The following is a 23,115-nucleotide window of genomic DNA, read 5'->3' on the forward strand; positions in this document are numbered from 1 at the left end:
GACTTTAAAGCGATATCGAAAAACGATGAAATCGGGTCATGAGGGTTTGATCCTCACTTGGAGGCTGTCATTTAAAGGCTATAGTGATGGCTATGCTGCTTGAATAATGCGGTCGCTTCTTTGACAACGGGACCCGGTATCGTATTGCGAATCCAAAGGTTTATTGGAAATTGCAGGGTGCTGTTGACTTCTCCCAACTCAATGATGGCGAGTTCGCCGGAACTCAAAGAATCATCCACACTATGGCGAGGTACGATTGCCCACCCTTCTCCGCTTAGCAGTAATTGCTTGAGGATACCTATACTACTAATCTCTTCGGCGTGGTTAGACAGGGTCACCGTTTTTGCCAGCCCTGAGTTAATATAATCTTCGAGCAATAGTTGCCTTGATCGTTTGACTGCTTTGAGATCATTAAGCTGCTGTTGCTTGATAAAGTTTGGGCTAGCGCAAAGTACGAAGGGTAAATTGAGCAAATAGCTATATTGAATAAATGTCGTCGCCTGGCCAGCAGGCACCAGCATGATAGCCATATCAGCCTCACCTTCTTCCAGTGCTTTTCTCACACTATCTATGTTGCGATGGCGCCAGTGAATTTTCACCAACGGAAACTTACTCCTTAGCCCTTTCATCACATCACTGATCAGCCCCATTGGCACCAGTTCGCTATAATAGATACTTAGCTCGCTCTCAATACCTTTTTCGCGGTTCTGGCACAATTGCTCAAATGACTTGGTCGTTTCTGCCAGGTTTTTAGCGTGCTGGTACAGCACTAGCCCTTCTTCTGTTAGTTGAGGGTATCGGCTCGTCCTGTCGAACAGTTCCATATTGGTTTCAATTTCCATATTGGTTACCACCTGCCCCAAGGTCGTCCGGTGTTTGCCCAATTGTTTGGCTGCGGCACTGAAAGATCCACAATCGGCAACCGCGATAAAGGCTTTTATTTGCTCATAGCTGATATTCATTTCACCCTCACCTAACTTCACTCCCTTCCCTACTCGCTCGAAATCAATCGGCCAAATCCCAACCCTATAATATGGCAAGAAGCAATATACTGACTGAATTACGAGTGACTTTGCTCTGTTATTCCCTTTCTTTCTTGCTTGATCATTTTAATTCCAACTATCCCGAACCCCAGCTCCAGTACGAGATACACCACTAGTAGCCAATGCGGCATTCCATCGACAATCAAACTGCCTACTCGGCCTACTGCCAATCCCAGCATAAATATAACTAAGCTGTATAACGCGTGAAGCTTGTACTTTTTGGTAAAAGCACCCAGCAGCCAAAACAAAGCTAGAGCCATATACAGCCCCATAATGGCTCGGAATATATGAGCAACATTTGTTGGGGTAGCATCGATATCAAACAGGTAGCGCAGTGATATTTCTGGAGCAACGCCATATGAAAGGGCTATGGGCGTTAGTCCGCATGCCGCTAACAATAGAAAGATACTTTGTGGTTTCATAGTGTTTTTGAGTTAATTTAACAATGTCAAAAGCATAGTCGGAGTTTTAATCAACTGTCACTTAGTGACTCAACAACACCATCACTTCCGCATGCTCCGTGTGGGGAAACATATCAAACCACTGCAGCCGCTGAACCTCATAAATCTGCAGAGCCTGCAAGTCCTGCTTCAGGGACTCAGGGTTACAACTGGAGTAGATAATATATTTTGGCCCCAATGCGGCAAGTTGCTCGATTAATGCTTGCCCCAACCCACGACGGGGTGGATTCACCAACACCAACTCAGGTGCACGTCCTTGCAACTGGGAGAATTGGGCAGAATCCAACGCATCAAATTCGAGGTTATTGATCCCCAAATGCGCGGCTGAAAACTTGGCACTGGCAATCGCTTCAGGTTCAATCTCGATACCAACAACACGCTCAACATTATCGGCACAGTGCAAGGCAAATCCACCCACACCGCAGAACAAATCCCACATCGTAGTCGGTGCTAGATCCCTGACCCAATCGCGAGCTGTCGCATATAGCTGCTCGGCGACCTTCGGATTAGTCTGGAAAAAGCTCTTAGGTCGAATCACCAAAGGCACGCCATTGAACTCTTCAACCAAGTGCTGGGCGTCGGTAAGGAAAATTTCTTTGTCCCCTTCCAAACGTGCCATGTGAATCGGTTGCAAGTTTACCGACACCACCTTCACTTGTGGCCAATCAGCTAGCAACTTTTCAAGGTTCGCTTCAATCCGAGAAACTGCATCTCGACTTCGCATCACGAACCTAAGCATGAACTCCCCCGAGCACTCAGTCCGAGTCAGCAGGATGTATTTCAACTCACCTTTCTTCTTTATCTTGTTATAAGGCGGAATACCTGCAACCCGAATCCATGTTTGTAAATAGGTCAGCAATGCCTGCATGTCATCTGGATACAGTGGGCAATCACATAAGCTAACTGGCTGGTTATCGGCTCCTTCAATCCCTAACACGGGCTGATGTGCAGCCCCGAGTACTACCATCTTGGCTTTATTTCTAAATCCCCTCTCCTCACTTTTCACTATTGGTCGCCATTGGTTTGGCTTTGCGGTTGAAAACAGCAGCTTTAGCTTTTCATCTTTTTGCTGGATTTGCTGCGGGTAAGGCATACCCGAAAAGGAACAAGATCGGCAGCGATGCTGATCAAAGTGAGCACATTGCATGGATTTAGGGCTTTTGAAGAAAAGCCGCTAGTCTATTCCTTTCTTCAAAAAGCACCATTTGGGTTATCGATAGTTGTCACAAGTGATCTTTATCAACACGCGTACATCCAACTGCGCTTTGCAGTAGCATATTTCACCCACTCTATTATGGATAAAATAATCCATAATCATTGGAAGTAATGACTCTTTCTCACAACCCGCTAAACCTTCATTATACTTTCCATCAAACAAACGGTTCGAGGTCATCATGAAAGCAGTCGGTTATCAGCGCAATCTTCCCATTCAAAACGAAGCATCTCTACAAGACATTACATTAGATGCGCCAACAGCCACCGGCCACGACTTGTTGATAGAAGTTCAGGCCATCTCAGTTAACCCTGCCGACTACAAAGTACGCCAAGGGGTGCCTGCTGAAGACGGTAGCTGGAAAGTGATTGGATGGGATGCCACAGGTATCGTAAAAGCTGTCGGCGAGAACGTATCTTTGTTCAAGCCAGGCGACAAAGTGTGGTATGCCGGTGATATCTCACGTCAGGGAAGTTATGCAGAAATGCAATTGGTCGATGAGCGTATTGTTGGCAAGATGCCTCAATCACTGTCTTTTGCAGATGCTGCGGCGTTGCCACTGACTTCCATTACCGCATGGGAGCTGTTATTTGATCGCCTCAATGTCGTCAGAACGGCTACAGACAAGCGCATTTTGGTCATTGGTGCTGCCGGTGGTGTTGGTTCAATTATGGTGCAGTTAATCAAGCAGCTCACCAACTTGGAGTTGATCGCAACGGCTTCTCGTCCTGAGACCATTGATTGGCTCAAAGACTTGGGTGCCGACCATATCATTAACCACCGTAACCCTCTGAGTGAAGAGTTTGAGAAACATGGGCTTGATGAGGTTGACTACGTGGTGAGCCTTAATAATACCGAGCAACACATTGGTGAAATTGTAAAAGTGATCAAACCCCAAGGTCAGTTTGCTTTGATTGATGATCCCGCGTCATTGGATATTGTCCCATTCAAGACCAAATGTGTGTCTATCCATTGGGAATTGATGTTTACCCGTTCTCTGTTCCAAACGCCGGATATGCAAGAACAACATGAGTTGCTCAACGAAGTCTCTGAGATGATCGACAATGGTGATATCAAAACCACAGTCGGTGATCACTTCGGCAAGATAAACGCTGCAAACCTCCGCAAAGCCCATGAGTTTTTGGAAACAGGCAAAGCGAAAGGCAAGATTGTACTAGAAGGGTTCTAAGTTCAGGATTCTAAGCTTTTCCCCATATAGCGGCAAATCAATGGGCGCTCATGTATTACAATGAGCGCCCATTTTCTATTTGTTAGCGATACAGTGACGCATAGTTAGGGACATGGCTGACCCAACGCGGCGGATCCCCAATATCTTCCTGGAAAGCCTTAATAAACTCTCGCACTAGCGGCGTTTGTTTACGGTGCGGATAGACTGCATACACAGCCCTATCTTTGCTGGAAATCACGTGATCTGTCAGCAAAGTCACTATCCCCTGCTCATCAATATTCTGGTTAAGGTTGTAGAGGTCAATCACCGCGTAACCCAAACCATCCCTGACCCCAGCAACCATCATACGAACATCACTGACCTTATAGTTGCCTTTCATTTTGTAGGTTTTGAAGTTGTCGCCATGTGGCTTATCACTCATCCACATTTGATCCAAGGTAGTATCGGCATTGCTGTAAACCACTGCAGGTAGCTCTGCGAGTGCTTCCGGGGTAGTCGGGGTGCCGTGTTTTTCTATAAAGGCTTTAGAAGCAATCACGGCAAAATGGGTATTGGCAATTTTCTTGGCGATGAGGTTGGACTCTTCCAGTTTGCCAATCCGAAACGCCAAGTCGTAGTGATCGGCAATGATATCGGCTTTCTTGTCATCCAGAGACAGCGTCACTCTGACATCCGGGTACTTCTGCATAAACCGCGAAATCACCGGCTGAAGGTACTCCTGGCCAAGAAAGACCGGCGAAGTGATTCGAATAGTTCCCTTGGGGGTCGACTGGTATGAGTCTGCGATATTGTGGATATTGTTTAACGTATCGATTAGCAGCTGTGCCTGCTGCAAGATCTCCTCCCCGGCAGGAGTCAAAGAAAAAGATCGGGTTGAGCGATTGAGTAATTGCACACCAAGGCCAGCTTCCAGCTTTTTGATTTGCTTGGACAGTGAGGAATTGTCCATATCATGCAGTGCTGCCGCTTTGGAGAACGACCCTTGCTGCACAACATCGAGGAACAACGACAACTGGTTAGTAATGGACATTGTTAACCCTTATCCAAAGACTTGTTTTATAACTTAATCTAAGGATAAACAAAGCCTCTGAGAAGGAAAAGGGCAATAAGAGAGAGCGAAGTAAAGGATATAGAGCGGAGACTAATCGTCAAACAGCCGAGCCACTGCCCGGCTGCTCCCTATTTAATCATCAAAGAAACGGAATCGTCTTTTGTGTAAACGCTTCTAATGATGGAAATAGTTTTTCAACATCAATATATTCATCAAACCATTTTGCCAGTGTCGCATTAACTTGGTCTGCTGCGATCTCTGGGATCAAACGGCCGTTGTTGTAATCATACTCACTGCCCGGCGTTAAATCTGGCCATTTACCATACGCCTTACCGCCATTCACAGCACCGCCCATCACCAATTGATGGCCAGCCCAACCATGATCGGTTCCTGTATTATTTGCCATCAAGCGGCGTCCAAAGTCCGACATGGTAAAGGTCGTCACATTGTCCAGCATATTGATATCTTTGAGATCCTCATAGAAGTCTGCCATCGCATCAGAAAGCTGCTCTAACAATGCATGATGGGCATTCTTCTGGTTATGGTGGGTATCAAAACCGCCAAGGCCAACAAAATATATTTGTCTGTGATGTCCCATTTCCGCATGTTTTTTGATTAACTTGGCTGTGGTATGAAGTTGTTCGCCTAATGAAGAGCGAACGGTATCATCATCCTCTTCACCCAGTAATTCAGCCAACCTCTGATTCTGATAATAACGGCTCGACATGACATCGGTGTAATTGTCTTTAAAGAGGTTGTTAAACTGACGGTCAAAATGGTCTTCCAGCGCTTCACGGCGTTCATCTTGATCTAGCCCGTTGTACTTTCCGGCCCCGCCACCCATCATCACCATTTGCTCATATACATCATTGCGGAGCCATTTTTGCTCACCATTCAATGACATCATCGGTGATAAGTCATTGGACATATATACACTTTCAACCATACGGCCAGCCCAGCCGAGCTTATCTTCCATGTTAAGGGCGCCAGACTGCCACATGGTTTGCTGTAAGTTATGCGCCATCAAAAAATCGGGGACTGGATGCGGATTGGGTACACCGATAATTGGGCCAACAAGTTGGCCTGAGTTAACAATCACTGTCGCATTGTTGTCCCTGAACACAGACTCTAACCGCTCCATCGCAGGGTGAAGGCCAAGGCTAACTGGCGGACGGTTATTGCCAGCTTCTGATTGAATACCGATATTAACCAACTCGTGCTTTTCAATCGCTAATGTTGGCCGTACTTTTTCGTACTCATCATAATGTGCATCAACAGGTACCACCATGTTGTAGGCATCATTACCACCGAATAGGAAAATACACACAAGGGCTCTAAAGCTGTCATCACCAGCAACCGCTTGTTTGCTCAGTGATAAACCGGGTACTGCTGATAATGCGCCAAGTGCAGTAGAGCTTTTCAAAAAGTGGCGACGTGACATTTTCATTTTGGATGGCTCCTACTCTTGGCAACGAAAATCAGGGGAACATTGAATAGCAAATAGCGTGGCAAAGGTTCTTCTATCCACACCAATACCCTCGTTGGTCATCTTAATCAGTAAGTCTTCGAGATAGTGATAAAGATCATCAGACATCAGACCGAAAAAGATCCTGTCATTAATCCACTCTAGATACTCTTCAGGCTTATCGACGAGATTTTCTAATGGAGTGCGATTCCACGTCCATTGCTTCAGTTCGGTGTATCGGTGGCTCAATATCAGCCCCCACATTGCATTGGAGATCCGGCGCATAGAGTCCATGGTATGAATGTTAAATTCCGGCGCTGTAAGCTCTTTGTTAGCTATTTCACCTTTCGGGGCATAATCAGGCTCATAGAAATTGAATACGCTTGGTGCCTGCAATGGCGCTTGACCAAAGTTATTCTGAAGCCCCGGGAAATCCCACCAGCGACGAGAATCATTACTTTTGACGTTCAATGCCCGGCAGAAGTTGGTCATAGCGATGACTGGCTCTTTGACCTTTCCGAAGTTACGTGGGTTAGAGCCAAAGTCCTGGTGATCTGCCATCGCACGGCCTTCAAGCAAATCTTCATCAAGCAGAATGGCTTTGATCACCGCCTTCATGTTACCGCGAACGCCCGCACCATCATCAATAAAGACACGTGCTACCCGCTCGATATAATCACGGCGTGGGTTACTAATAGTAAGGCGCTGAATTAACAACCTTGAGATAAAGACCGGTGTATTCGGGTGTTGATACAACAGTTCGATTGCCATATCCAGATCTTCATCAGCTTTTTGACCCGCAGGAAAATCAACGCCCAGCACTGTTTTAGACCCTGTGTCATGCCAATCAGAATGATTCACCATAGACTTGGTATTGCTGTCTTTTCCATCATCATCTTTGGCTTTTCGCCACCCCGTTAGTGCGCGGGATAGCTCTTCAACGTCTTGCTGAGAATAGGCAGGTATCCGCTTCCCTTGACTATCTAATGTAGGCTGACCATTAATATTCAACTGCCATAAGCCAATAGAAAACAATTGCATGACTTCACGGGCATAGTTTTCATCCGGGAACGTATTATTTTGCTCATCATGGGCACGGCTGCCAGCCAAAGTGAGAAACTGCCCCATTGCTGGATGCAGAGTGACTTCTTTTAGCATTTCATCAAAACGGCCAAAAGCATTTCTCACCAGTACATCGTAATAAGATGCTAACCCTTCCCCTCCAGGGCCACCATTGTTAGACACGACAAAGATCTGGCTAAGTGCAAACGCAACACGCTGCCTAAGTTGGTCAGGGGCATTTAATGACCGTTGCCACCATGCACTCATTCGTGCACTTTCATTGAACGGTTCACCCGTATTTTTTGCTACCGTCTCGGCTAGGTTGCGATGCAGGTTCAGGCGAGAAAACTGGTCATCAAACCAGCCATCTATTCCACCATCAAAATCTAGAAGCTTTTCAACATCGCCATGCTTCGGGCCAAATGTCGCTCGGTACAGGAACTTCGTTGCCTGAACCGAATCATTAATTGTTATTGCCACTGCTCTTCCTTATTGATTCATTCAGCGTCTTTACGCTTAAAACATTAAGCGGCTGAATAATAGGAACTCCGAAAGCAACAAATGTTGATTTCACGTCAATTCATTCGAATCGAAATAAGGGTTGGGAACAGGGTAACAAATAAAAAATTCTTACATTTACCCATTGAAGAAGTTAACAATACCTTGAAGTTCAAATGTTAAAAGGCAGTGTTAAAGGAGACGGTATTTTACTTCTAGCATTATGATTACATATAAAAAGAGCCAGCATCATGCTAGCTCCTTCCATCAATAACGACGTCTCTGACTTAAAGAAAATCTAAGGTATTTTTAGAGAAGGTTTTTAAAGATGGGAATAGCTTTTCTAAATCCCCATTGTAATCAAACCAATTTGCCAATGTGGCATTAACCTGATCAGCTGCGATCTCTGGGATCAAGCGGCCATTGTTGTAGTCATACTCACTGCCCGGCGTTAAATCAGGCCATTTACCGTAGGCTTTACCGCCATTAACTGCACCGCCCATAACAAGCTGATGCCCAGCCCAGCCGTGATCGGTACCCGAATCGTTAGCCATAACACGGCGACCGAAGTCTGACATAGTGAAAGTCGTGACATTGTCAGCCACACCTTGTGCTTTCATTTCCTGATTAAATGCCGTCATTGCATCAGCCAATTGACCGAGTAACTCTGCATGTTTTCCGGCTTGATCTTTATGAGTATCGAAACCACCTAGCCCCAAGAAGAACACTTGGCGGTTATGCTGAAGGGATTGGCTGCCTCTTACTTTAATCAGTTTGGCAGTAGTGTGTAACATACCGCCCAATTGCGTGTTAGGAAATTGACCTAAATCGCCAACCGATGATAGTGCCTCATCTAAAGATTCATTTTCGTAATAACGATTAGCCATGGTAGTCGAGTAGTTGTCCGAAAATAAGTTGGCATACTTTTCATCGAAATGCCGCATCATGGCCCCAACACGATCACTGTTGTTCAAACCGTTGTAGTCGCCGGCTCCGTCACTTGTCATCACCAAGGGCTCAACATGGCTATTACGCAACCACTTTTGTTCACCATTGAGAGACATCAAGGGTGAAAGCGAACCCGATAGGTTCATATGTTCCACCATGCGACCTGCCCAGCCCAGCTTGTCACTCATATTCTCCGCACCTGACTGCCACATCGTTTGTTGCAGGTTATGCGCCATCAGAAAGTCAGGCACACGGCTGTTTGGGGTGCCAGAGCCAATAATAGGCTCAACAAGCTGACCTGAATTAACCAACACGGTGGCATTGCCCTCGGCAAAAACCGACTTTAGGCTCTCCATGGCAGGATGCAAGCCAAGAGGGACACTGTCTTCAGTTTTAATTCCTAATGGCACCAAGTCATTTTTATCAATAGCAAGGCCGGGTCTTGCTGACTGATATTTTTGATACTGGGTTGTATCATCTGGGATCACCATGTTAAAGGCATCGTTTCCGCCGAACAGAAAGATACACACTAACGCTTTATAGTCTTGCTGTGAGGCATGAGCCAAGTTCAAACCAGTAACAGCCGGGGCAATGGATGTTGCCCCCATTGCTGCCGTACTTTTTAGAAAATTTCGACGTGATAATTTCATGGTTTACTCCTGACAACGGAACTCTGGTGAACATTGAATCGCAAATAATGTGTCGTTGATTTTTCGATCATCATTGCGGTTATCGGCTGTTAACTCTTCCAGCATTTGGCGAATGAATTCGGCCAATTCCGCAGACATCAATCCGGCAAACAGGCGCTCATCCAACAACTCAATATACTCGTCAGGTTTATTTATCTTTCTCTCAAATTGAGTACGGTTCCAAGACCAATGCTTTACATTAGTGCTGTCGTGTGACGTTATTAACGTCCACATGCGATTTGAAATGCGGCGCATACTGTCCATGGAAAGAATCGCAAATTCAGGGGCTACCAAGTATTTGTCAGATATCTCCCCTTTTGGCGCGTAATCCGGCTCATAGAAGTTAAATACGCTTGATGCCCGAAGTGGTGCCTGACCATAATTGTTTTGTGTTGCAGGGAAATCCCACCAGCGATCAGGGTCATTGCTTTTCACATTGAATGCACGGCATAAGTTCGCCATCGCAACAATTGGCTCTTTTACCTTGCCGAAGTTTAGGCTGTTGCTTCCATGGTTGTGATGATCGGCCATGGCTTTACCCGCGATAACATCTTCATCTAGCAAGATGGCTTTAATTACCGCCTGCATATCTCCCCGGACACCTTTGCCATTATCTTTGAAAGTGTCGGCAACGCGCTGAATATAGGAACGACGAGGGTTACTGATGGTCAGTCGCTTGATCAACAGAATGGAAATATACATTGGAGTATTGCGATGATTGAACAATAAATCCATCGCCTGTGATAGATCTTGTTCAGGAGACTGCCCTTCCGGAAAGGTTTGTCCTAATACGCGCTTTTCACCAAAATCATGGCGATTGTCATCGGCATACATAGGTTTAAGGTAGGTATCACGTCGCCAGCCGGTCAACACTCGGGCCAGCTCTTCAACATCTTGCTGGGTATACGTTGGCTCTTTATTACCTTGTTCATCCAGCCTTGGCATGCCATTATTTTGCAACTGCCACAGCCCTAAACTAAAAAGCTGCATCACCTCGCGGGCATAATTTTCATCAGGAAACGTGTTTTTCTCAGGATCAGCTTTGCGACTACCTTCCAATGTCAGGAATTTACCCATGGCAGGGCTTAAAGTCACCGCCTCGAGTAAGTCACGGAAATTACCAAAAGCATGTTTTATCAATAGGTCATAATATTCAGCCAACGCTTCGGAGTTTGGCCCGCCACTATTTGAGACTACGAAAACTTGGCTTAATGCATAAGCCACTCTTTGCCTTAACTGATCACCCGCCGTCAAACTGCGGTTCCACCATGCGCTCAAACGGGCATTTTCATTAATTGAATCTCCACTGGCCTCTGCGTAACGCTCTGCCAATGGACGATGCAAACGCCAATTACGATTGAATTGGTCATCAAGCCAAGCATCAAGCCCTACTTGCAGAAAATCATCAACATCCCCGCCCTTAGGGCCAAACGTTGCCCGATACAAAAACTTTGCAGCCTGTGTCGGTTCATATATTGAGCTAGCCACGACTATTACCTCATGTCTTATTTAAATAGTTATTTATTCGCTAGTCATAATGAAAGAGGTTTTCAAATAGACGAGAGGAATAGTTATTTTTTGGAAGTAAAGTACCAAAAAATATATTTTAGATAAGGTATTATGCTTTTAAATATAAAAAGGCGGGTATCCCCGCCTTTTTCCATTCAAAATCACTTTAGAATCAACTAGCAGCTTTTAGCTGAGTGATTTGTGCTTTGACGATCGGACGAAGTTGGTCGATTGGCATATAACCCGGAATAATTTCCGTTCCCATGATCATCGCCGGTGTCCCACGTAAGCCCAACTCTGTAAACATCTGGTAGTTCTTATCAATCATTGCCCGGGTCTCGTCTTGACGCGCTAGACTCCCTTCTGTACCAGTGTGCTTGGCTATACGAGTAAGCGAGGTTTTATCGTGCATCTGGGGACGTTTTACCAGCAGCTGATGCACTTGCTCATAGGCTTCACGATTTTGCTGCCATACGTTCAGCGCAAACTCTGCTGAGCTGGTACCCAAGCCTTTCACATCTTGCTGCTTAAGCGGGACATAGATATTGATGACTCGAAGATCATTTGGCATTTCTTCTACCAGTTGCTCGAGTACCGGATCCAGCTTCTTACAATATGGGCAGTTATAATCAGTGACATTCACAATAGTCAGCGCAGCATCAGCTTTGCCGATTGTCGTATGCTGCGGGTTGTTGTAAATCCAGTCTTGGTATTTCGCCATCATTTCAGATTGGCGGTTTTGCTGATCAAGGTAGAGGTTCAGGCTTGTCAGCAGACCATCAATCAGATCCGGGTTTTCAACCAACACCGCCTCAATCTTTTCCAGCTTCTCTTGTTGATTTGAGCTTAAAGGCTCAGCGAAACTAATTGAAGAATAAGAGAATGTCACAGCAGCCACTAGCGGCAGAATAATAGATTTTTTCATGATTTTTCCTAGATTAAATACGTAAGCAAATTCAAAGTCGCTAGGGTTTTTATTCCAGAAAACAACAGTGCCGCAAATGTAGCCGTGTCTTGGCGAACACAAACTCTTCGAAAAAACGATAGAAATAGGTTAACGGCGTGGCCAACCATTCAATGTCAAAATGATTTAACGGTATGAGTGGCGGATCTGCACCTTCATCAGAAAAGACTTGGTATCGAATGAGCTTTTCACTCAGGCTACAGGCACCACTCCCATTTTGCTCATCACTTTGTTTAGACGAAATGCGTTGCCACTCAGGGACACCGCTCTCATATGAATTGGCATTAACCACCTTGACCTGTAACGTAGAAACAAAGCAAAACACGACCACAAAGCCGATAATGCCAATACTGGCCTTTGCTCTATTTATCAATTTCCCATAGCTATTCACGTTACTGATACTTATTCATGCCTAATGCTCAGAGGTAAGGGTTAGTCCTTTTCTAACGCATTAAGTTCCACCCCAAAAAAGCAAAACAGCTTGCACTTGCTCACTTTTTCCACACCCCACCTCACTCGCGGACACTGTAAGCCGATTGTACCGAAATGTATGGATCACAAAAATGCTATTGAACACCGTTTTATTGATCGATAGTATTCACCTCAACAATAAATGAGCGGGACAAACCTAGCTCTATAGATATCAGGCTTCACGCCTCGAAGACATAATTAGGACAATCATGAAAAAGTTAATGCTACTTCCTCTCGCTGCACTTGTTGGTGCTTCTTTTGCTGCAAACGCTCAAGATCCAATGACCCAGAACTTTGACTACATTTCTGGAGGCCTGCAAATCAGCAAGTTCAGTAAAGATCTTCGCTCTGGTCCATTTTCATCAACTGATGGCGGTGCTGGCCTTTATCTACGTGGCAGCTGGAACTTCACTGACAACTTTTTCGTTGAAATGCGTGGTGATGCTGTTGCTTCTGGCGACATGACTCTTTCTAACGGTTTAATGGGTCTTGGTTACTATATGCCAGTAAATAATGACCTAACCGTTTATGGCCTGGCTGGCTTCGCCAACTCTCGTTACGAAATCGACGGAAAAATTTGGGGCACTACCATTACTGCTGGTGTTGAAGACTCAGGTTTTACAGGTGAAATGGGTGCACGTTATCAAGTAATGGATCGTTGGACAGTTGAACCAGCTGTTCGCTTTGCAGCTTACGACGACAACATGTACGAGCTACGTCTTGGAAACAACGTAAAAATGACAGAACACGTTAGCCTAGAAGCAAACATTTCTCGCAACGACTACGATGCCTTCGCTGAAACCAACTTCCAGCTAGGTGCTCGCTACAGCTTCTAAATGTGTCTTGATAGACGCTCTTGCTAGATTGAAATATTTACATTCGCTTTCGCTAGGTTAAAGCAACGGCCTGTGGTATCACTACCTACAGGCCGTTTTTTTAGCGTTGCTCCAAGCAAAAAATATGAATCTAATCAGTGGCGGAAGCCATTGAACTTACCGATCACAGATGCAAATTCCTCAATTTGCTTGGCAACCATATCCACGCTCTGCTGCCAGAACTCAGGCTGGCGGATATCCATGCCAAGGTGCCTATCAACCACCTCTTCAGCTGTCATCGAGCCCGTATCACGAAGCAAGGCTTTATAGTCGGCATAGAAGCTATCGCCTTTCACCTCACGCTGGGCATAGACCCCTTTACTGAACAGATAACCAAACAAGTACGGATAATTATAAAAACTGATCTCAGCAATGCTGAAATGCAGCTTGCTGGCCCAGAACATCTCATTGGTTTCGTCCATGGCTTCGCCGTACCACTCCTGCCACGTTTCCGACATCAGTTTCTTGAGTTGGTCAGGGGTAAACTCCCCTTCTTTGCGCTGCTCGTAATAAGCTTTCTCAAACTCGTAGCGCACAGGAATGTTAACCATCAGTGCCAAAGCTGACTGTGCTTCTTCCCAAAGCATCAGCAGCTTTTCTTGTTCACTGCCCGCTTTTGCCATCAACGCATCACGCACTACGTTTTCTGCAAAAATTGAGGCGGTTTCAGCCAACGTCATCGGGTAGCGGGTTTGCACCAATGGCATGTCTTTCATCACCCAGTTGTGGAAGGCATGGCCAAGTTCATGTGCCAGAGTCAACACATCCGACATGCTGCCTCCCCAGGTCATAAACACAAGCGGCGTTCTGCTATCGGCAAATTTGGTACAGTAAGCGCCCAAACGTTTATTCGGCTGCGGTGCGGCATCGATAAGCTTGTTCTCTACCATCATATCAACAAAGTCAGCCATTTCCTGGTCAACATCAGCAAATGCATCACGGATAATATCGATGCCTTCATCAAAGCTGTAAGAAGAGCCTTCCCCGCCGGACAAACCTGGCATAGAGGCCATCTCATCCCATGGCTTTAACTTGTCTGTACCAAACAAGCGCGCCATTTGCAGACCCGCTTGTTGACCAATATTGCGGTTGCCTTTGGCAACAGCCATCATAGCGTCCAGCGTGGCTTTTTCGATCCGGCTGGTATGAAGGCTTGAGTCGAGGAAGTGCACTGGCTGCGTGTGGCTTCGTTTTTCATATTCGGTTAAGCGTGCACCTGACAGCGCATTCAAAATGGCTGCAAAGCTTTCCTGGTGAATAGTCATCGCTTCAGAAATAGCGCGCCATGCTGGCTCCCTGCGCAAACTATCACTGCCATATAAAATACTGGCCGCCTGAGAAAGCCCCATGCGTTCTTGCTGTCCATTTAGCAACTGCAAAGTGACTTTTAGGCTTCCGGTAATATTGTCGTACAGGCGCCCCCAGGCCAACTTACCGTCAACGTCCAACGCGGTAAGCATCTGCTCTTCAGCCACCGACAGTTGTTGGGGCTTTAGCACACGCTCGCGCTCCAGCAGGAAGCGCCATGACGATAACGCCTCGTCACCTTCGCCTAATTCAAGCAACGCATCAAAGTCCTCAAGGCTAAGATTTACAATTGCCTGCATGAATGGCGTCATGGCCTGGTCAAGCTGAGACTGCAACACATTCACTTTGCCAAGCAGCTTCTTAGCGGCTTCATCGGCTGCATCCACCGACAGTATACAATTGACAAACGCCCCCAAGGTCATCACCTTCACGCGTTCGGCTTGCTGTTTTGCAAGCGCCGATGCCAGCCCCTGCAAAGTGGTTGAATCTATTTTTGCCAACTCAGGGATGAGCGCCTCTACGGCTGCGAGATCGTGTTCGATCTTCGGATCATTGAGATCTTGATAAGCAATAGATAAATCCCAGCTCGGTGTGTTCATTCGTTCTCCTTGATGAGCATTACGCATTCGTCAAAAAACAGCGTTAATCAGTAAACAGTAGGCAAGATTGACCTTCATGTTCAATACGCTGTATCTGCGTAGAAAAGACAGCTTCCAACGTGTCCACTGTCATGACGTCTTGTGGCTTTCCTTTAGCAACACAAGAACCGTTATTCAACAAAATCACTTTATCCGCTTCTTTTAAGGTGCGGTTCAAATCATGGTTAGCCATAACCACCGCGATTCCTTTTGTTGCTAACCGGCGGATAATTCGGTACATGATGGCTTCTTGGCCAATATCCAATGCCGCAGCAGGCTCATCCAGCAGCAGAAGCTGAGCATCAGGATTTAGTGTCGGCCAAACCTGCAGGCAAGCTGCTGCAAGCCTTACCCTCTGCCATTCGCCGCCTGATAACTGCTGAATATTGCGGTTAAGTTTGTCGGCTATTTTCAGCGCACCACAGACTTCATCTACCGCCTCTTGTACATCGTCAACAGGCAACTCGCCCAATGGCGTCAGAGCCAACGACAAATAATGGTAGACCCCAACCGCAAAAGCTGGCTTGTCTTGCTGCGACAAATAGCTGCGCATTCTGGCTAGGCGAGGGAGATCAAGCTTTTCGAGTGCCTCGCCCGATAACCTCAACTCCCCCCCAGCCTCAACCAGCCCAGACAGCATCGAAATAGCACTGCTTTTGCCGCTGCCATTAGGGCCAATCAAATGTACGATTTCACCGCGTCGAACCGAGAAAGACACCGGCAGCAACCGCGGGGGCATAGCCAAGTTTTTGGCTGACAGGATCACTGGTTGTGGTTCTTGTACCAACTCCATTCACAACCCCTTAATTAATCTGTGAGCGCATTAGCATCCAAATAAACACTGGCGCACCTAAACTGGTGATCACCACCCCTACCGGTAATTCTGCTGCAGGTAGCATGACTCTTGCCAACGTATCCGCCAAGGCCAGCAGCAATGCGCCACAAACAGCTGATAGCGGTAATAAAAAGCGGTTTTCTGTACCAAGAGCCAAGCGCAGCAAATGGGGTACCACCAATCCGATAAAGCCAATCACCCCTGCCAGTGCAACCGAAGCCCCAACCAATAAAGAGACAACGAGAATCAACCGCCAACGGCTTGCTTCAACATCTAGCCCGAGCTGCTTAGCCTGATGCTCCCCCAGCATCAACAGATCCAGTTTACGACCTTGCAGGCAAAGCCAAAGTAATACAGGCAAAACAAAAAGCAGTAGCTTTAGCTGCCCCCAGCTCACTCCAGCAACACTGCCCATCAGCCAGTACATCAACATACGAAGATTAAGATCATCACTAAAGTAAAAAGCCCAGGTCACAGCTGCACCGGATAATATTCCCAGAGCCACACCAATCAGCAGCAGGCGTGCTGTTGAGACCTGCCTTCGCCGGGAAAGGCCAACAAGAATAAGGGTAAACACCAGTGCCCCGATCATTGCCGCGACCATCATCAAAATAGGAGTCGGCGAAAAAGGGAAAATAAATAGCAATACCACGAGCGCCAGGCTGGCTCCGCCAGAAATGCCCAATACACCCGGCTCTGCCAACGGGTTGCCCAATAATACTTGGAGTACCGCCCCAGAAGCCGCTAAAGAGGCTCCTACGGCGACAGCGGCAAATAAACGAGGCATCCTTAGCTGTATTAATAATTGCTGCTCTAGGCCTGTCTGGGCAGACCAAGGCCATATGAAGATTTCCCCAACTGAAAGCGCAAGGAAAGAGGCAATAATTAGCATGATTGTGGCGGCAGCAAAACCTAAGCGCCATCGCGTTTGTCGGCGAACCAGAAGATCATTTAAGAGCATGAGTGAGAAGGCATAATAAGTATCGACGCATTACCATACCGTCTCACTCAGGAAATGAAAAGCCAGCTTTGATTGAATGGGTCAACTAATACCCCCAAGAGATAGGAATGGGTTCAAAAAGCCCCCTAACCTATTATTCATATGCTTGGTGTGAAACGTGCCTCTTACTCACCCTCTCTCTTAGTCACGCAACCAGGTTACCTAAAGGGTAACGCTAAGATAGTGCTTGCACCTGCCCGTCCACACTGACTTCCGTTTTCTTGACCATTAAACACGCCCGCTGACCGATAGCAACATTTGGGTTTGGAAAGACGACAGCTTCCCCCTCTTCCAATACATAATATTCAATATCTTTATCGCGCCCCAACAACGTCCCCTGGGGATACATGGTGAAGTTGGCTTGGTCATTCGGGAAGTTCAGCATGAAGTGGTCGCTCTGCTTCATCAGCGTTCGGGTAACTTTATATACTGCAAGTTTGTCTTCCTGCCACTGATAATTAGGCACTAACTGTGCCACCAGCTCTAGCATGGCTTGATAGAACGCAGATAAACGCTGTAGATCATTGTGACCAAAAGGGGCGACCTTACCCAGTTCGACAGTTAGAGCCTGCGCGCCAAAATACTCTGCACTGAACCAGCTGAAGGTTGGCGATGGTGAGTTCGACAATAATGCCGCTTCAATTTCACCCTGCTGTAAAAAAGAAAAAAGATCACGCTGTCGGGTTTGATTGCGTGAATATGGACTGACAGCAAAAGTAAAGTGGGCTGAATCGCGAATTGCGCAATGGAGATCAAGGTGCCAGCGCTCTTGCTCGCTACCCTCCCCTTGTTGAAAGAAATTATACACGGCTTTTTGCAGTACATTGGCGCGAATACAATCAGGGTTATTGGCAGGGTTTTCCGCTTTGAACAACCGGTTCATGTTCTCTTCGACAAAGCGGCGCTGTAAATTAATGGCTTTAGGGTGACCGATGATCACTAACAAGCGGTGTACAGGTAGAATTTCTCCTGACAAAATTTGTTCTACTAATCGCTGCAACAACTCAATAGGGCTTGTTTCATCGCCATGTACACCGGATGAGAGCACAACATCTTTAGATCCCGCGGTACCTGCAGCCGGGGATACCTGCAAAATACCTCTTCCTAGCAGCTCACATTCAATGCCCGACTCTGTTAGCCACGTCCCTTGCTCTTCCGGCAAAGACATATCTAATGTTGCCTCGAGAAACTTCCCTTCTCGTACCAGCTGTAGCATTCCCATTAACCACCTCCGTGTTATTAGCTGATCTAGAGCTAATGGAATGCCTTCATTTTACCGCTGCACAAACCACAATGAAACCACAGGAAAACATAAATTTAACACAAAACACACAATTTAAGCCTGCAATGCTGCTTAATGACCCAAAGTCACCCTAAAGATTGATATAAAAAACCCGGGTAAGCTCTACACACCTTACCCGGGCTCTGTTTTGTCACTGAATTCGCGATTACTTTTCGATTTCGATATTTTCTACGCGAGCTTTCAATTTCTGACCTGGACGGAAAGTCACAACACGGCGAGCAGAGATAGGGATATCTTCACCCGTTTTCGGATTTCTTCCCGGACGCTCGTTTTTGTCGCGAAGGTCAAAGTTACCAAAACCTGATAGCTTTACCTGTTCACCACTTTCAAGCGCTTTTCTGATTTCCTCAAAGAAGACTTCCACCGTATCCTTGGCGTCCCGTTTGCTCAATCCAACATTTTCAAACAGGTTCTCAGCCAAATCGGCTTTTGTGAGCGCCATAGATAATTCCCTCAAGACTATATTGAATGGATTGCAAGAAGGCATATGCCATTCCTACAGCGAATTAGTCGAGTCAGGCAGAAGCCAGAAACCGCTAAAATAGCCAACTTCACTGAGCTCAATCCTAACTAGAGACAAGTTTATGCCAACTTGCTGATTTCCGCCAACTTTTTTATGTCAACTTATCTTTAAATAATTGATTTTAACTAGTACAAATAGGCTCATTTCATGCACCTAGTTGTGCTTATTTCGTATATATTCCGGTAAAATTTGCTAAAAAACACCCAAATTTCAACACAAATTGCTACAAGATCACCCCAGCGTAGAAATTATCGCTATCTATCAAAAAGTTACCGTATTTAGATTCAGATCAAAAAAATCATAAGGGTTAAGACAATTTTATAAAACAATGACTTAAAAACACCGTCATTTTTCATCATCGTACAGGCAAAAAAAAGCCCCGCCTAAAAAGGCAGGGCTTTCATATCAATTTGATGTTCTATTAGTCACGTAGGGACGCGCCGAACTTCTCAGAAACATGAGCAACGATAGCATCAACAGAGCCAGCGATGTCTGCATCTTCTAGTGTACGTTCAACAGACTGTAGAGTCAGGGCAATCGCCAGGCTCTTCTTGCCGTCTTCTACGCCTTTACCAACGTAAACGTCGAATAGCTTAGCGTCAGTCAGGAACTCGCCACCCGCTTCTAGGCAAGCGTTAACGATGTCGCCAGAAGCTACAGCTTCATCAACAACAACTGCGATATCACGACGGTTAGCCGGGAACTTAGAAAGCGCTACCGCTTCTGGGATCACTTTAGTGTTGATCGCAGACCATTCGATTTCGAATACGATAGTACGGCCGTTAAGGCCAAGCTTGCGCTCTAGCTCAGGGTGAACAGTACCGATCACACCGACTTCTTTGCCGTCTACGATAATCGCAGCAGACTGGCCAGGGTGTAGAGCTGGGTGCTTGGCTGCAGCGAAGCTGTATGCCTTCTCGTTAGCAGAAAGCTCAAGGACAGCCTCCAGGTCTCCTTTCAGGTCGAAGAAATCAACAGTGTTGGTTTCGATGTCCCAGTGCTCTTCGCTGCGAGTACCCGCGATAACACCAGCAAGCATAGGCTCTTGGCGCATGCCGTTTTCAGCCGTTTCACATGGGATGAAACGTAGACCGTATTCGAACAAGCGAACACGTGGCTGCTGGCGTTTCTGGTTGTGAACAACCGTGTTAAGCAGACCTTGGATAAGGCCAAGGCGCATCGCTGACATTTCCGCAGAGATTGGGAACGGCAGTACTAGCGGCTCAACACCAGGAACGATCAGTTTCTGCTGCTCTGGCTCAACGAAGCTGTAAGTGATCGCTTCTTGGTAACCACGGTCAACAAGCAGGTTACGAACACGCTTAAGCGGCAGGTTTGCTTCAACGTGGTCGTGCATCTTAAGTGCTGCAGCTGGGTTCTGGTTAGGAATGTTGTCGTAACCGTAGATACGGCCAACTTCTTCAATCAGATCCTGCTCGATAGCAATATCGAAACGCCATGTTGGTGCAGTCGCTGTCCAACCTGCTTCTGTAGATTCAACAGTTAGGCCTAGACGCTCTAGGATTTCTACCACTTCTGCATCAGCAATGTGGTGGCCTAGTAGGTTGTCTAACTTAGTACGACGAAGTGCTACTGTGTTTGGCTTAGGAAGATCAGCATCTGACTCCTGTGCAACAACTGGTGCGACTTCACCACCACAGATTTCAACTAGAAGCTGAGTGGCACGCTCCATTGCGCTTACCTGAAGTGCGTAGTCCACACCACGCTCGAAACGCATTGAAGAATCAGTGTGCAGGCCGTAGCTACGTGCGCGACCACGGATGTGGTCAGGTGCGAAGAATGCACACTCTAGCAGCACGTCTTTAGTCTCGGTAGTTACACCAGACTCTTCACCACCAAAGATACCAGCAATAGCTAGTGCTTTGTTATGGTCAGCAACAACTAGGGTATCAGCGTTTAGCTCAGCTTCAGTACCGTCTAGCAGTGTTAGCTTCTCGCCCTGCTCTGCCATGCGAACCACGATGCCGCCTTCGATCTTCGCTAGATCAAACGCATGCATTGGTTGGCCTTGTTCAAGTAGAACGTAGTTAGTGATGTCGACAACCGGATCGATTGAACGGATACCACAGCGACGTAGCTTCTCTTGCATCCAAAGCGGCGTTTCTGCCTGAACGTTTACGTTCTTAACCACACGGCCAAGGTAACGTGGACACGCTGCAGGTGCTTTCACTTCGATAGATACAGTGTCGTCGATAGACGGAGCAACCGCTTCAACAGCAGGCTCTGCCACGTCAGCGCGGTTCAATACGCCAACTTCGCGAGCAAGGCCGCGGATGCTGAAACAGTCAGCACGGTTGGCCGTTAGGTCAACATCAACAGTTACGTCGTCTAGACCTAGGAATTCACGGAAATCAGTACCGTTTACCGCGTCTTCTGCCAGCTCCATGATGCCGTCAGACTCAACGTCGATACCCAGTTCAGTGAATGAACACAGCATGCCGTGAGATGGCTGACCGCGTAGCTTAGCTTTCTTGATTTTGAAATCGCCTGGTAGTACTGCGCCAACAGTCGCAACAGCCACTTTTAGGCCCTGGCGACAGTTAGAAGCACCACAAACGATGTCTAGCAGTTCTTCTTCACCAACATCAACTTTGGTTACGCGAAGTTTGTCAGCATCTGGGTGCTGGCCGCACTCAACTACCTGACCTACTTTAACGCCAGTGAAAGTACCAGCTACAGGTAGTACGTCGTCTACCTCTAGGCCAGCCATAGTGATTTGGTGAGTTAGCTCGTCAGTTGTAACCGCAGGGTTTACCCACTCACGAAGCCAAGATTCGCTAAATTTCATAGTGTATGAACCTCTGGATTACTTGAATTGTTTTAGGAAACGAAGGTCGTTCTCGAAGAACGCACGAAGGTCGTTTACGCCGTAACGAAGCATGGTTAGACGCTCAACGCCCATACCAAATGCAAAACCAGAGTATTTCTCAGGGTCGATACCTACAGAGCGAAGTACGTTCGGGTGAACCATACCGCAACCTAGTACCTCAAGCCATTTACCGTTCTTGCCTTTAACGTCAACTTCAGCTGAAGGCTCTGTAAACGGGAAGTAAGAAGGACGGAAACGCACTTCCACTTCTTCTTCGAAGAAGTTGCATAGGAAGTCATGAAGAATGCCTTTTAGCTGCGCGAAGTTTACGTTCTCATCAACCAGCATACCTTCCACCTGGTGGAACATTGGCGTGTGCGTCTGATCGTAGTCATTACGGTATACACGGCCCGGAGCGATGAAACGGAAAGGAGGCTTGCCATTTTCCATCGTACGGATCTGAACGCCAGACGTGTGGGTACGCAACATTAGATCAGGGTTGAAGAAGAAAGTATCGTGGTCTGTACGTGCTGGGTGATCTTCAGCAATGTTCAGCGCATCAAAGTTGTGGAATGCATCTTCGATCTCTGGGCCAGACTCAGTGTTAAAGCCTAGCTCACCAAAAAACTGCTCAATACGCTCAACAGTACGCGTTACAGGGTGTAGGCCACCGTTTTCAATGCGACGACCTGGTAGGGTCACATCAATAGTTTCAGCAGCTAGCTTAGCTTCTAGCTCAGCACGCTGTAGTGCGTCTTTGCGAGCGACGATCGCTTGCTGAACAGCACCTTTGGCCTTGTTGATTTCCTGGCCAGCAGAGCGACGCTCTTCTGGTGGAAGCTTACCCAAACCTTGAAGTTGAAGGGTCAATTCACCCTTTTTGCCCAGATACTGGACACGGACTTCGTCCAGAGCGACTAATGAATCAGCCTGCTCGATAGCTGCCGTTGCATTGGCAATAATCTCGTCTAGATGTTGCATCGTTTCCTCATCCACCTACAGGTGGCGTCCTTTAGGGAGATATAAATTCGCGTAACGATACATACTAAAGAAACATGCGTCTAAATCCAAACCCAATCGTAAGAAAACCGTTGGATTGCGTGAAAAAAACACCATTTCATCTTTAGGTTGGATTAATTGATGGTTCCCGCAGACACTTGCTGCTCTGGCGGAAAGCGGGCAGCCGAAACAATTGTACAGACAATCCCCTCCACCATGGTGTCTAATAGCATTGAAGGAA

At 46.8% G+C, this 23,115-nt stretch carries 19 protein-coding genes; 2 read left to right on the top strand and 17 right to left on the bottom strand.

All coding sequences use genetic code 11. The features are described from left to right. Positions 1 to 71 precede the first annotated feature (71 nt). The 3 genes from ACXAGQ_RS28500 to rlmC all read right to left on the bottom strand — a co-directional run bounded on the left by ACXAGQ_RS28500 (position 72) and on the right by rlmC (position 2,651). Positions 72 to 962 carry a LysR family transcriptional regulator gene (locus tag ACXAGQ_RS28500; protein ID WP_475258571.1) on the bottom strand — a complete coding sequence of 297 codons (891 nt, stop codon included), beginning with the start codon at positions 960 to 962 and terminating at the stop codon, positions 72 to 74. Between the two features lie 98 nt (positions 963 to 1,060). Then, positions 1,061 to 1,465 (bottom strand): DUF4345 domain-containing protein, encoded by a 405-nt coding sequence (locus ACXAGQ_RS28505; protein WP_475258573.1) that lies wholly within the window; start codon positions 1,463 to 1,465, stop codon positions 1,061 to 1,063. 61 nt (positions 1,466 to 1,526) lie between these two features. Then, complete coding sequence (gene rlmC / locus ACXAGQ_RS28510) at positions 1,527 to 2,651, bottom strand: 23S rRNA (uracil(747)-C(5))-methyltransferase RlmC (protein WP_475258575.1); 1,125 nt, start codon at positions 2,649 to 2,651, stop codon at positions 1,527 to 1,529. A 247-nt stretch (positions 2,652 to 2,898) separates the two neighbouring features. On the opposite strand from rlmC, the gene ACXAGQ_RS28515 reads away from it, so the two are divergent. Then, entirely contained in the window at positions 2,899 to 3,906 is a 1,008-nt protein-coding gene (locus ACXAGQ_RS28515) for a zinc-binding alcohol dehydrogenase family protein (protein ID WP_475258576.1), read from the top strand. Positions 3,907 to 3,988: 82 nt separating this feature from the next. Here ACXAGQ_RS28515 and ACXAGQ_RS28520 read toward each other — a convergent pair whose 3' ends face one another. The 7 genes from ACXAGQ_RS28520 to ACXAGQ_RS28550 all read right to left on the bottom strand — a co-directional run bounded on the left by ACXAGQ_RS28520 (position 3,989) and on the right by ACXAGQ_RS28550 (position 12,483). After that, entirely contained in the window at positions 3,989 to 4,936 is a 948-nt protein-coding gene (locus tag ACXAGQ_RS28520) for a LysR family transcriptional regulator (protein ID WP_475258577.1), read from the bottom strand. 160 nt (positions 4,937 to 5,096) lie between these two features. After that, entirely contained in the window at positions 5,097 to 6,404 is a 1,308-nt protein-coding gene (locus ACXAGQ_RS28525) for a DUF1501 domain-containing protein (protein ID WP_475258579.1), read from the bottom strand. A 12-nt stretch (positions 6,405 to 6,416) separates the two neighbouring features. After that, entirely contained in the window at positions 6,417 to 7,964 is a 1,548-nt protein-coding gene (locus ACXAGQ_RS28530; RefSeq protein ID WP_475258581.1) for a DUF1800 domain-containing protein, read from the bottom strand. A 305-nt stretch (positions 7,965 to 8,269) separates the two neighbouring features. Continuing rightward, positions 8,270 to 9,580 carry a DUF1501 domain-containing protein gene (locus ACXAGQ_RS28535; RefSeq protein WP_475258583.1) on the bottom strand — a complete coding sequence of 437 codons (1,311 nt, stop codon included), beginning with the start codon at positions 9,578 to 9,580 and terminating at the stop codon, positions 8,270 to 8,272. Positions 9,581 to 9,583: 3 nt separating this feature from the next. After that, positions 9,584 to 11,107: a DUF1800 domain-containing protein gene (locus ACXAGQ_RS28540; RefSeq protein ID WP_475258585.1), complete on the bottom strand. Its 1,524-nt coding sequence runs from the start codon at positions 11,105 to 11,107 to the stop codon at positions 9,584 to 9,586. 193 nt (positions 11,108 to 11,300) lie between these two features. Next, on the bottom strand, positions 11,301 to 12,053 hold the full coding sequence (locus ACXAGQ_RS28545; protein WP_475258587.1) for a DsbA family protein: 753 nt from the start codon (positions 12,051 to 12,053) through the stop codon (positions 11,301 to 11,303). Between the two features lie 49 nt (positions 12,054 to 12,102). Further along, positions 12,103 to 12,483: a hypothetical protein gene (locus tag ACXAGQ_RS28550; RefSeq protein WP_475258589.1), complete on the bottom strand. Its 381-nt coding sequence runs from the start codon at positions 12,481 to 12,483 to the stop codon at positions 12,103 to 12,105. A gap of 289 nt (positions 12,484 to 12,772) precedes the next feature. Here ACXAGQ_RS28550 and ACXAGQ_RS28555 point away from each other — a divergent pair, with 289 nt between their 5' ends. Continuing rightward, positions 12,773 to 13,399, top strand: coding sequence for an outer membrane beta-barrel protein (locus ACXAGQ_RS28555; RefSeq protein ID WP_475258591.1), 627 nt, complete (start codon positions 12,773 to 12,775; stop codon positions 13,397 to 13,399). 134 nt (positions 13,400 to 13,533) lie between these two features. Here ACXAGQ_RS28555 and ACXAGQ_RS28560 read toward each other — a convergent pair whose 3' ends face one another. From ACXAGQ_RS28560 to pheS, 7 genes are all read right to left on the bottom strand, one after another. Next, on the bottom strand, positions 13,534 to 15,345 hold the full coding sequence (locus tag ACXAGQ_RS28560) for a M3 family oligoendopeptidase (RefSeq protein WP_475258593.1): 1,812 nt from the start codon (positions 15,343 to 15,345) through the stop codon (positions 13,534 to 13,536). A gap of 43 nt (positions 15,346 to 15,388) precedes the next feature. Continuing rightward, a complete protein-coding gene (btuD, locus tag ACXAGQ_RS28565) occupies positions 15,389 to 16,150 on the bottom strand; it encodes a vitamin B12 ABC transporter ATP-binding protein BtuD (RefSeq protein ID WP_475258600.1) in 762 nt (253 codons plus the stop codon). 37 nt (positions 16,151 to 16,187) lie between these two features. After that, positions 16,188 to 17,180 carry a vitamin B12 ABC transporter permease BtuC gene (gene btuC, locus ACXAGQ_RS28570; protein WP_475258595.1) on the bottom strand — a complete coding sequence of 331 codons (993 nt, stop codon included), beginning with the start codon at positions 17,178 to 17,180 and terminating at the stop codon, positions 16,188 to 16,190. Between the two features lie 214 nt (positions 17,181 to 17,394). After that, positions 17,395 to 18,441, bottom strand: coding sequence for a succinylglutamate desuccinylase (astE, locus tag ACXAGQ_RS28575; protein WP_475258597.1), 1,047 nt, complete (start codon positions 18,439 to 18,441; stop codon positions 17,395 to 17,397). 226 nt (positions 18,442 to 18,667) lie between these two features. Further along, complete coding sequence (gene ihfA / locus ACXAGQ_RS28580; RefSeq protein WP_039462335.1) at positions 18,668 to 18,964, bottom strand: integration host factor subunit alpha; 297 nt, start codon at positions 18,962 to 18,964, stop codon at positions 18,668 to 18,670. 502 nt (positions 18,965 to 19,466) lie between these two features. Further along, complete coding sequence (gene pheT / locus ACXAGQ_RS28585) at positions 19,467 to 21,854, bottom strand: phenylalanine--tRNA ligase subunit beta (RefSeq protein ID WP_475258599.1); 2,388 nt, start codon at positions 21,852 to 21,854, stop codon at positions 19,467 to 19,469. Between the two features lie 18 nt (positions 21,855 to 21,872). Further along, positions 21,873 to 22,856 carry a phenylalanine--tRNA ligase subunit alpha gene (pheS, locus tag ACXAGQ_RS28590; RefSeq protein WP_107297789.1) on the bottom strand — a complete coding sequence of 328 codons (984 nt, stop codon included), beginning with the start codon at positions 22,854 to 22,856 and terminating at the stop codon, positions 21,873 to 21,875. Positions 22,857 to 23,115 lie beyond the last annotated feature (259 nt).

This window comes from Photobacterium sp. ABD4_091 (assembly GCF_056160145.1).

Excerpts from the sequence above, each read along its gene's own strand:
- ACXAGQ_RS28520 (WP_475258577.1), bottom strand. The coding sequence starts at position 4,936 with ATGTCCATTACTAACCAGTTGTCGTTGTTCCTCGATGTTGTGCAGCAA.
- pheS (WP_107297789.1), bottom strand. The coding sequence starts at position 22,856 with ATGCAACATCTAGACGAGATTATTGCCAATGCAACGGCAGCTATCGAG.
- ACXAGQ_RS28560 (WP_475258593.1), bottom strand. The coding sequence starts at position 15,345 with ATGAACACACCGAGCTGGGATTTATCTATTGCTTATCAAGATCTCAAT.
- pheT (WP_475258599.1), bottom strand. The coding sequence starts at position 21,854 with ATGAAATTTAGCGAATCTTGGCTTCGTGAGTGGGTAAACCCTGCGGTT.
- ACXAGQ_RS28535 (WP_475258583.1), bottom strand. The coding sequence starts at position 9,580 with ATGAAATTATCACGTCGAAATTTTCTAAAAAGTACGGCAGCAATGGGG.
- ACXAGQ_RS28500 (WP_475258571.1), bottom strand. The coding sequence starts at position 962 with ATGAATATCAGCTATGAGCAAATAAAAGCCTTTATCGCGGTTGCCGAT.
- ACXAGQ_RS28525 (WP_475258579.1), bottom strand. The coding sequence starts at position 6,404 with ATGAAAATGTCACGTCGCCACTTTTTGAAAAGCTCTACTGCACTTGGC.
- ACXAGQ_RS28555 (WP_475258591.1), top strand. The coding sequence starts at position 12,773 with ATGAAAAAGTTAATGCTACTTCCTCTCGCTGCACTTGTTGGTGCTTCT.
- ihfA (WP_039462335.1), bottom strand. The coding sequence starts at position 18,964 with ATGGCGCTCACAAAAGCCGATTTGGCTGAGAACCTGTTTGAAAATGTT.
- btuC (WP_475258595.1), bottom strand. The coding sequence starts at position 17,180 with ATGCTCTTAAATGATCTTCTGGTTCGCCGACAAACGCGATGGCGCTTA.
- ACXAGQ_RS28505 (WP_475258573.1), bottom strand. The coding sequence starts at position 1,465 with ATGAAACCACAAAGTATCTTTCTATTGTTAGCGGCATGCGGACTAACG.
- astE (WP_475258597.1), bottom strand. The coding sequence starts at position 18,441 with ATGGGAATGCTACAGCTGGTACGAGAAGGGAAGTTTCTCGAGGCAACA.
- ACXAGQ_RS28515 (WP_475258576.1), top strand. The coding sequence starts at position 2,899 with ATGAAAGCAGTCGGTTATCAGCGCAATCTTCCCATTCAAAACGAAGCA.
- ACXAGQ_RS28545 (WP_475258587.1), bottom strand. The coding sequence starts at position 12,053 with ATGAAAAAATCTATTATTCTGCCGCTAGTGGCTGCTGTGACATTCTCT.
- rlmC (WP_475258575.1), bottom strand. The coding sequence starts at position 2,651 with ATGCAATGTGCTCACTTTGATCAGCATCGCTGCCGATCTTGTTCCTTT.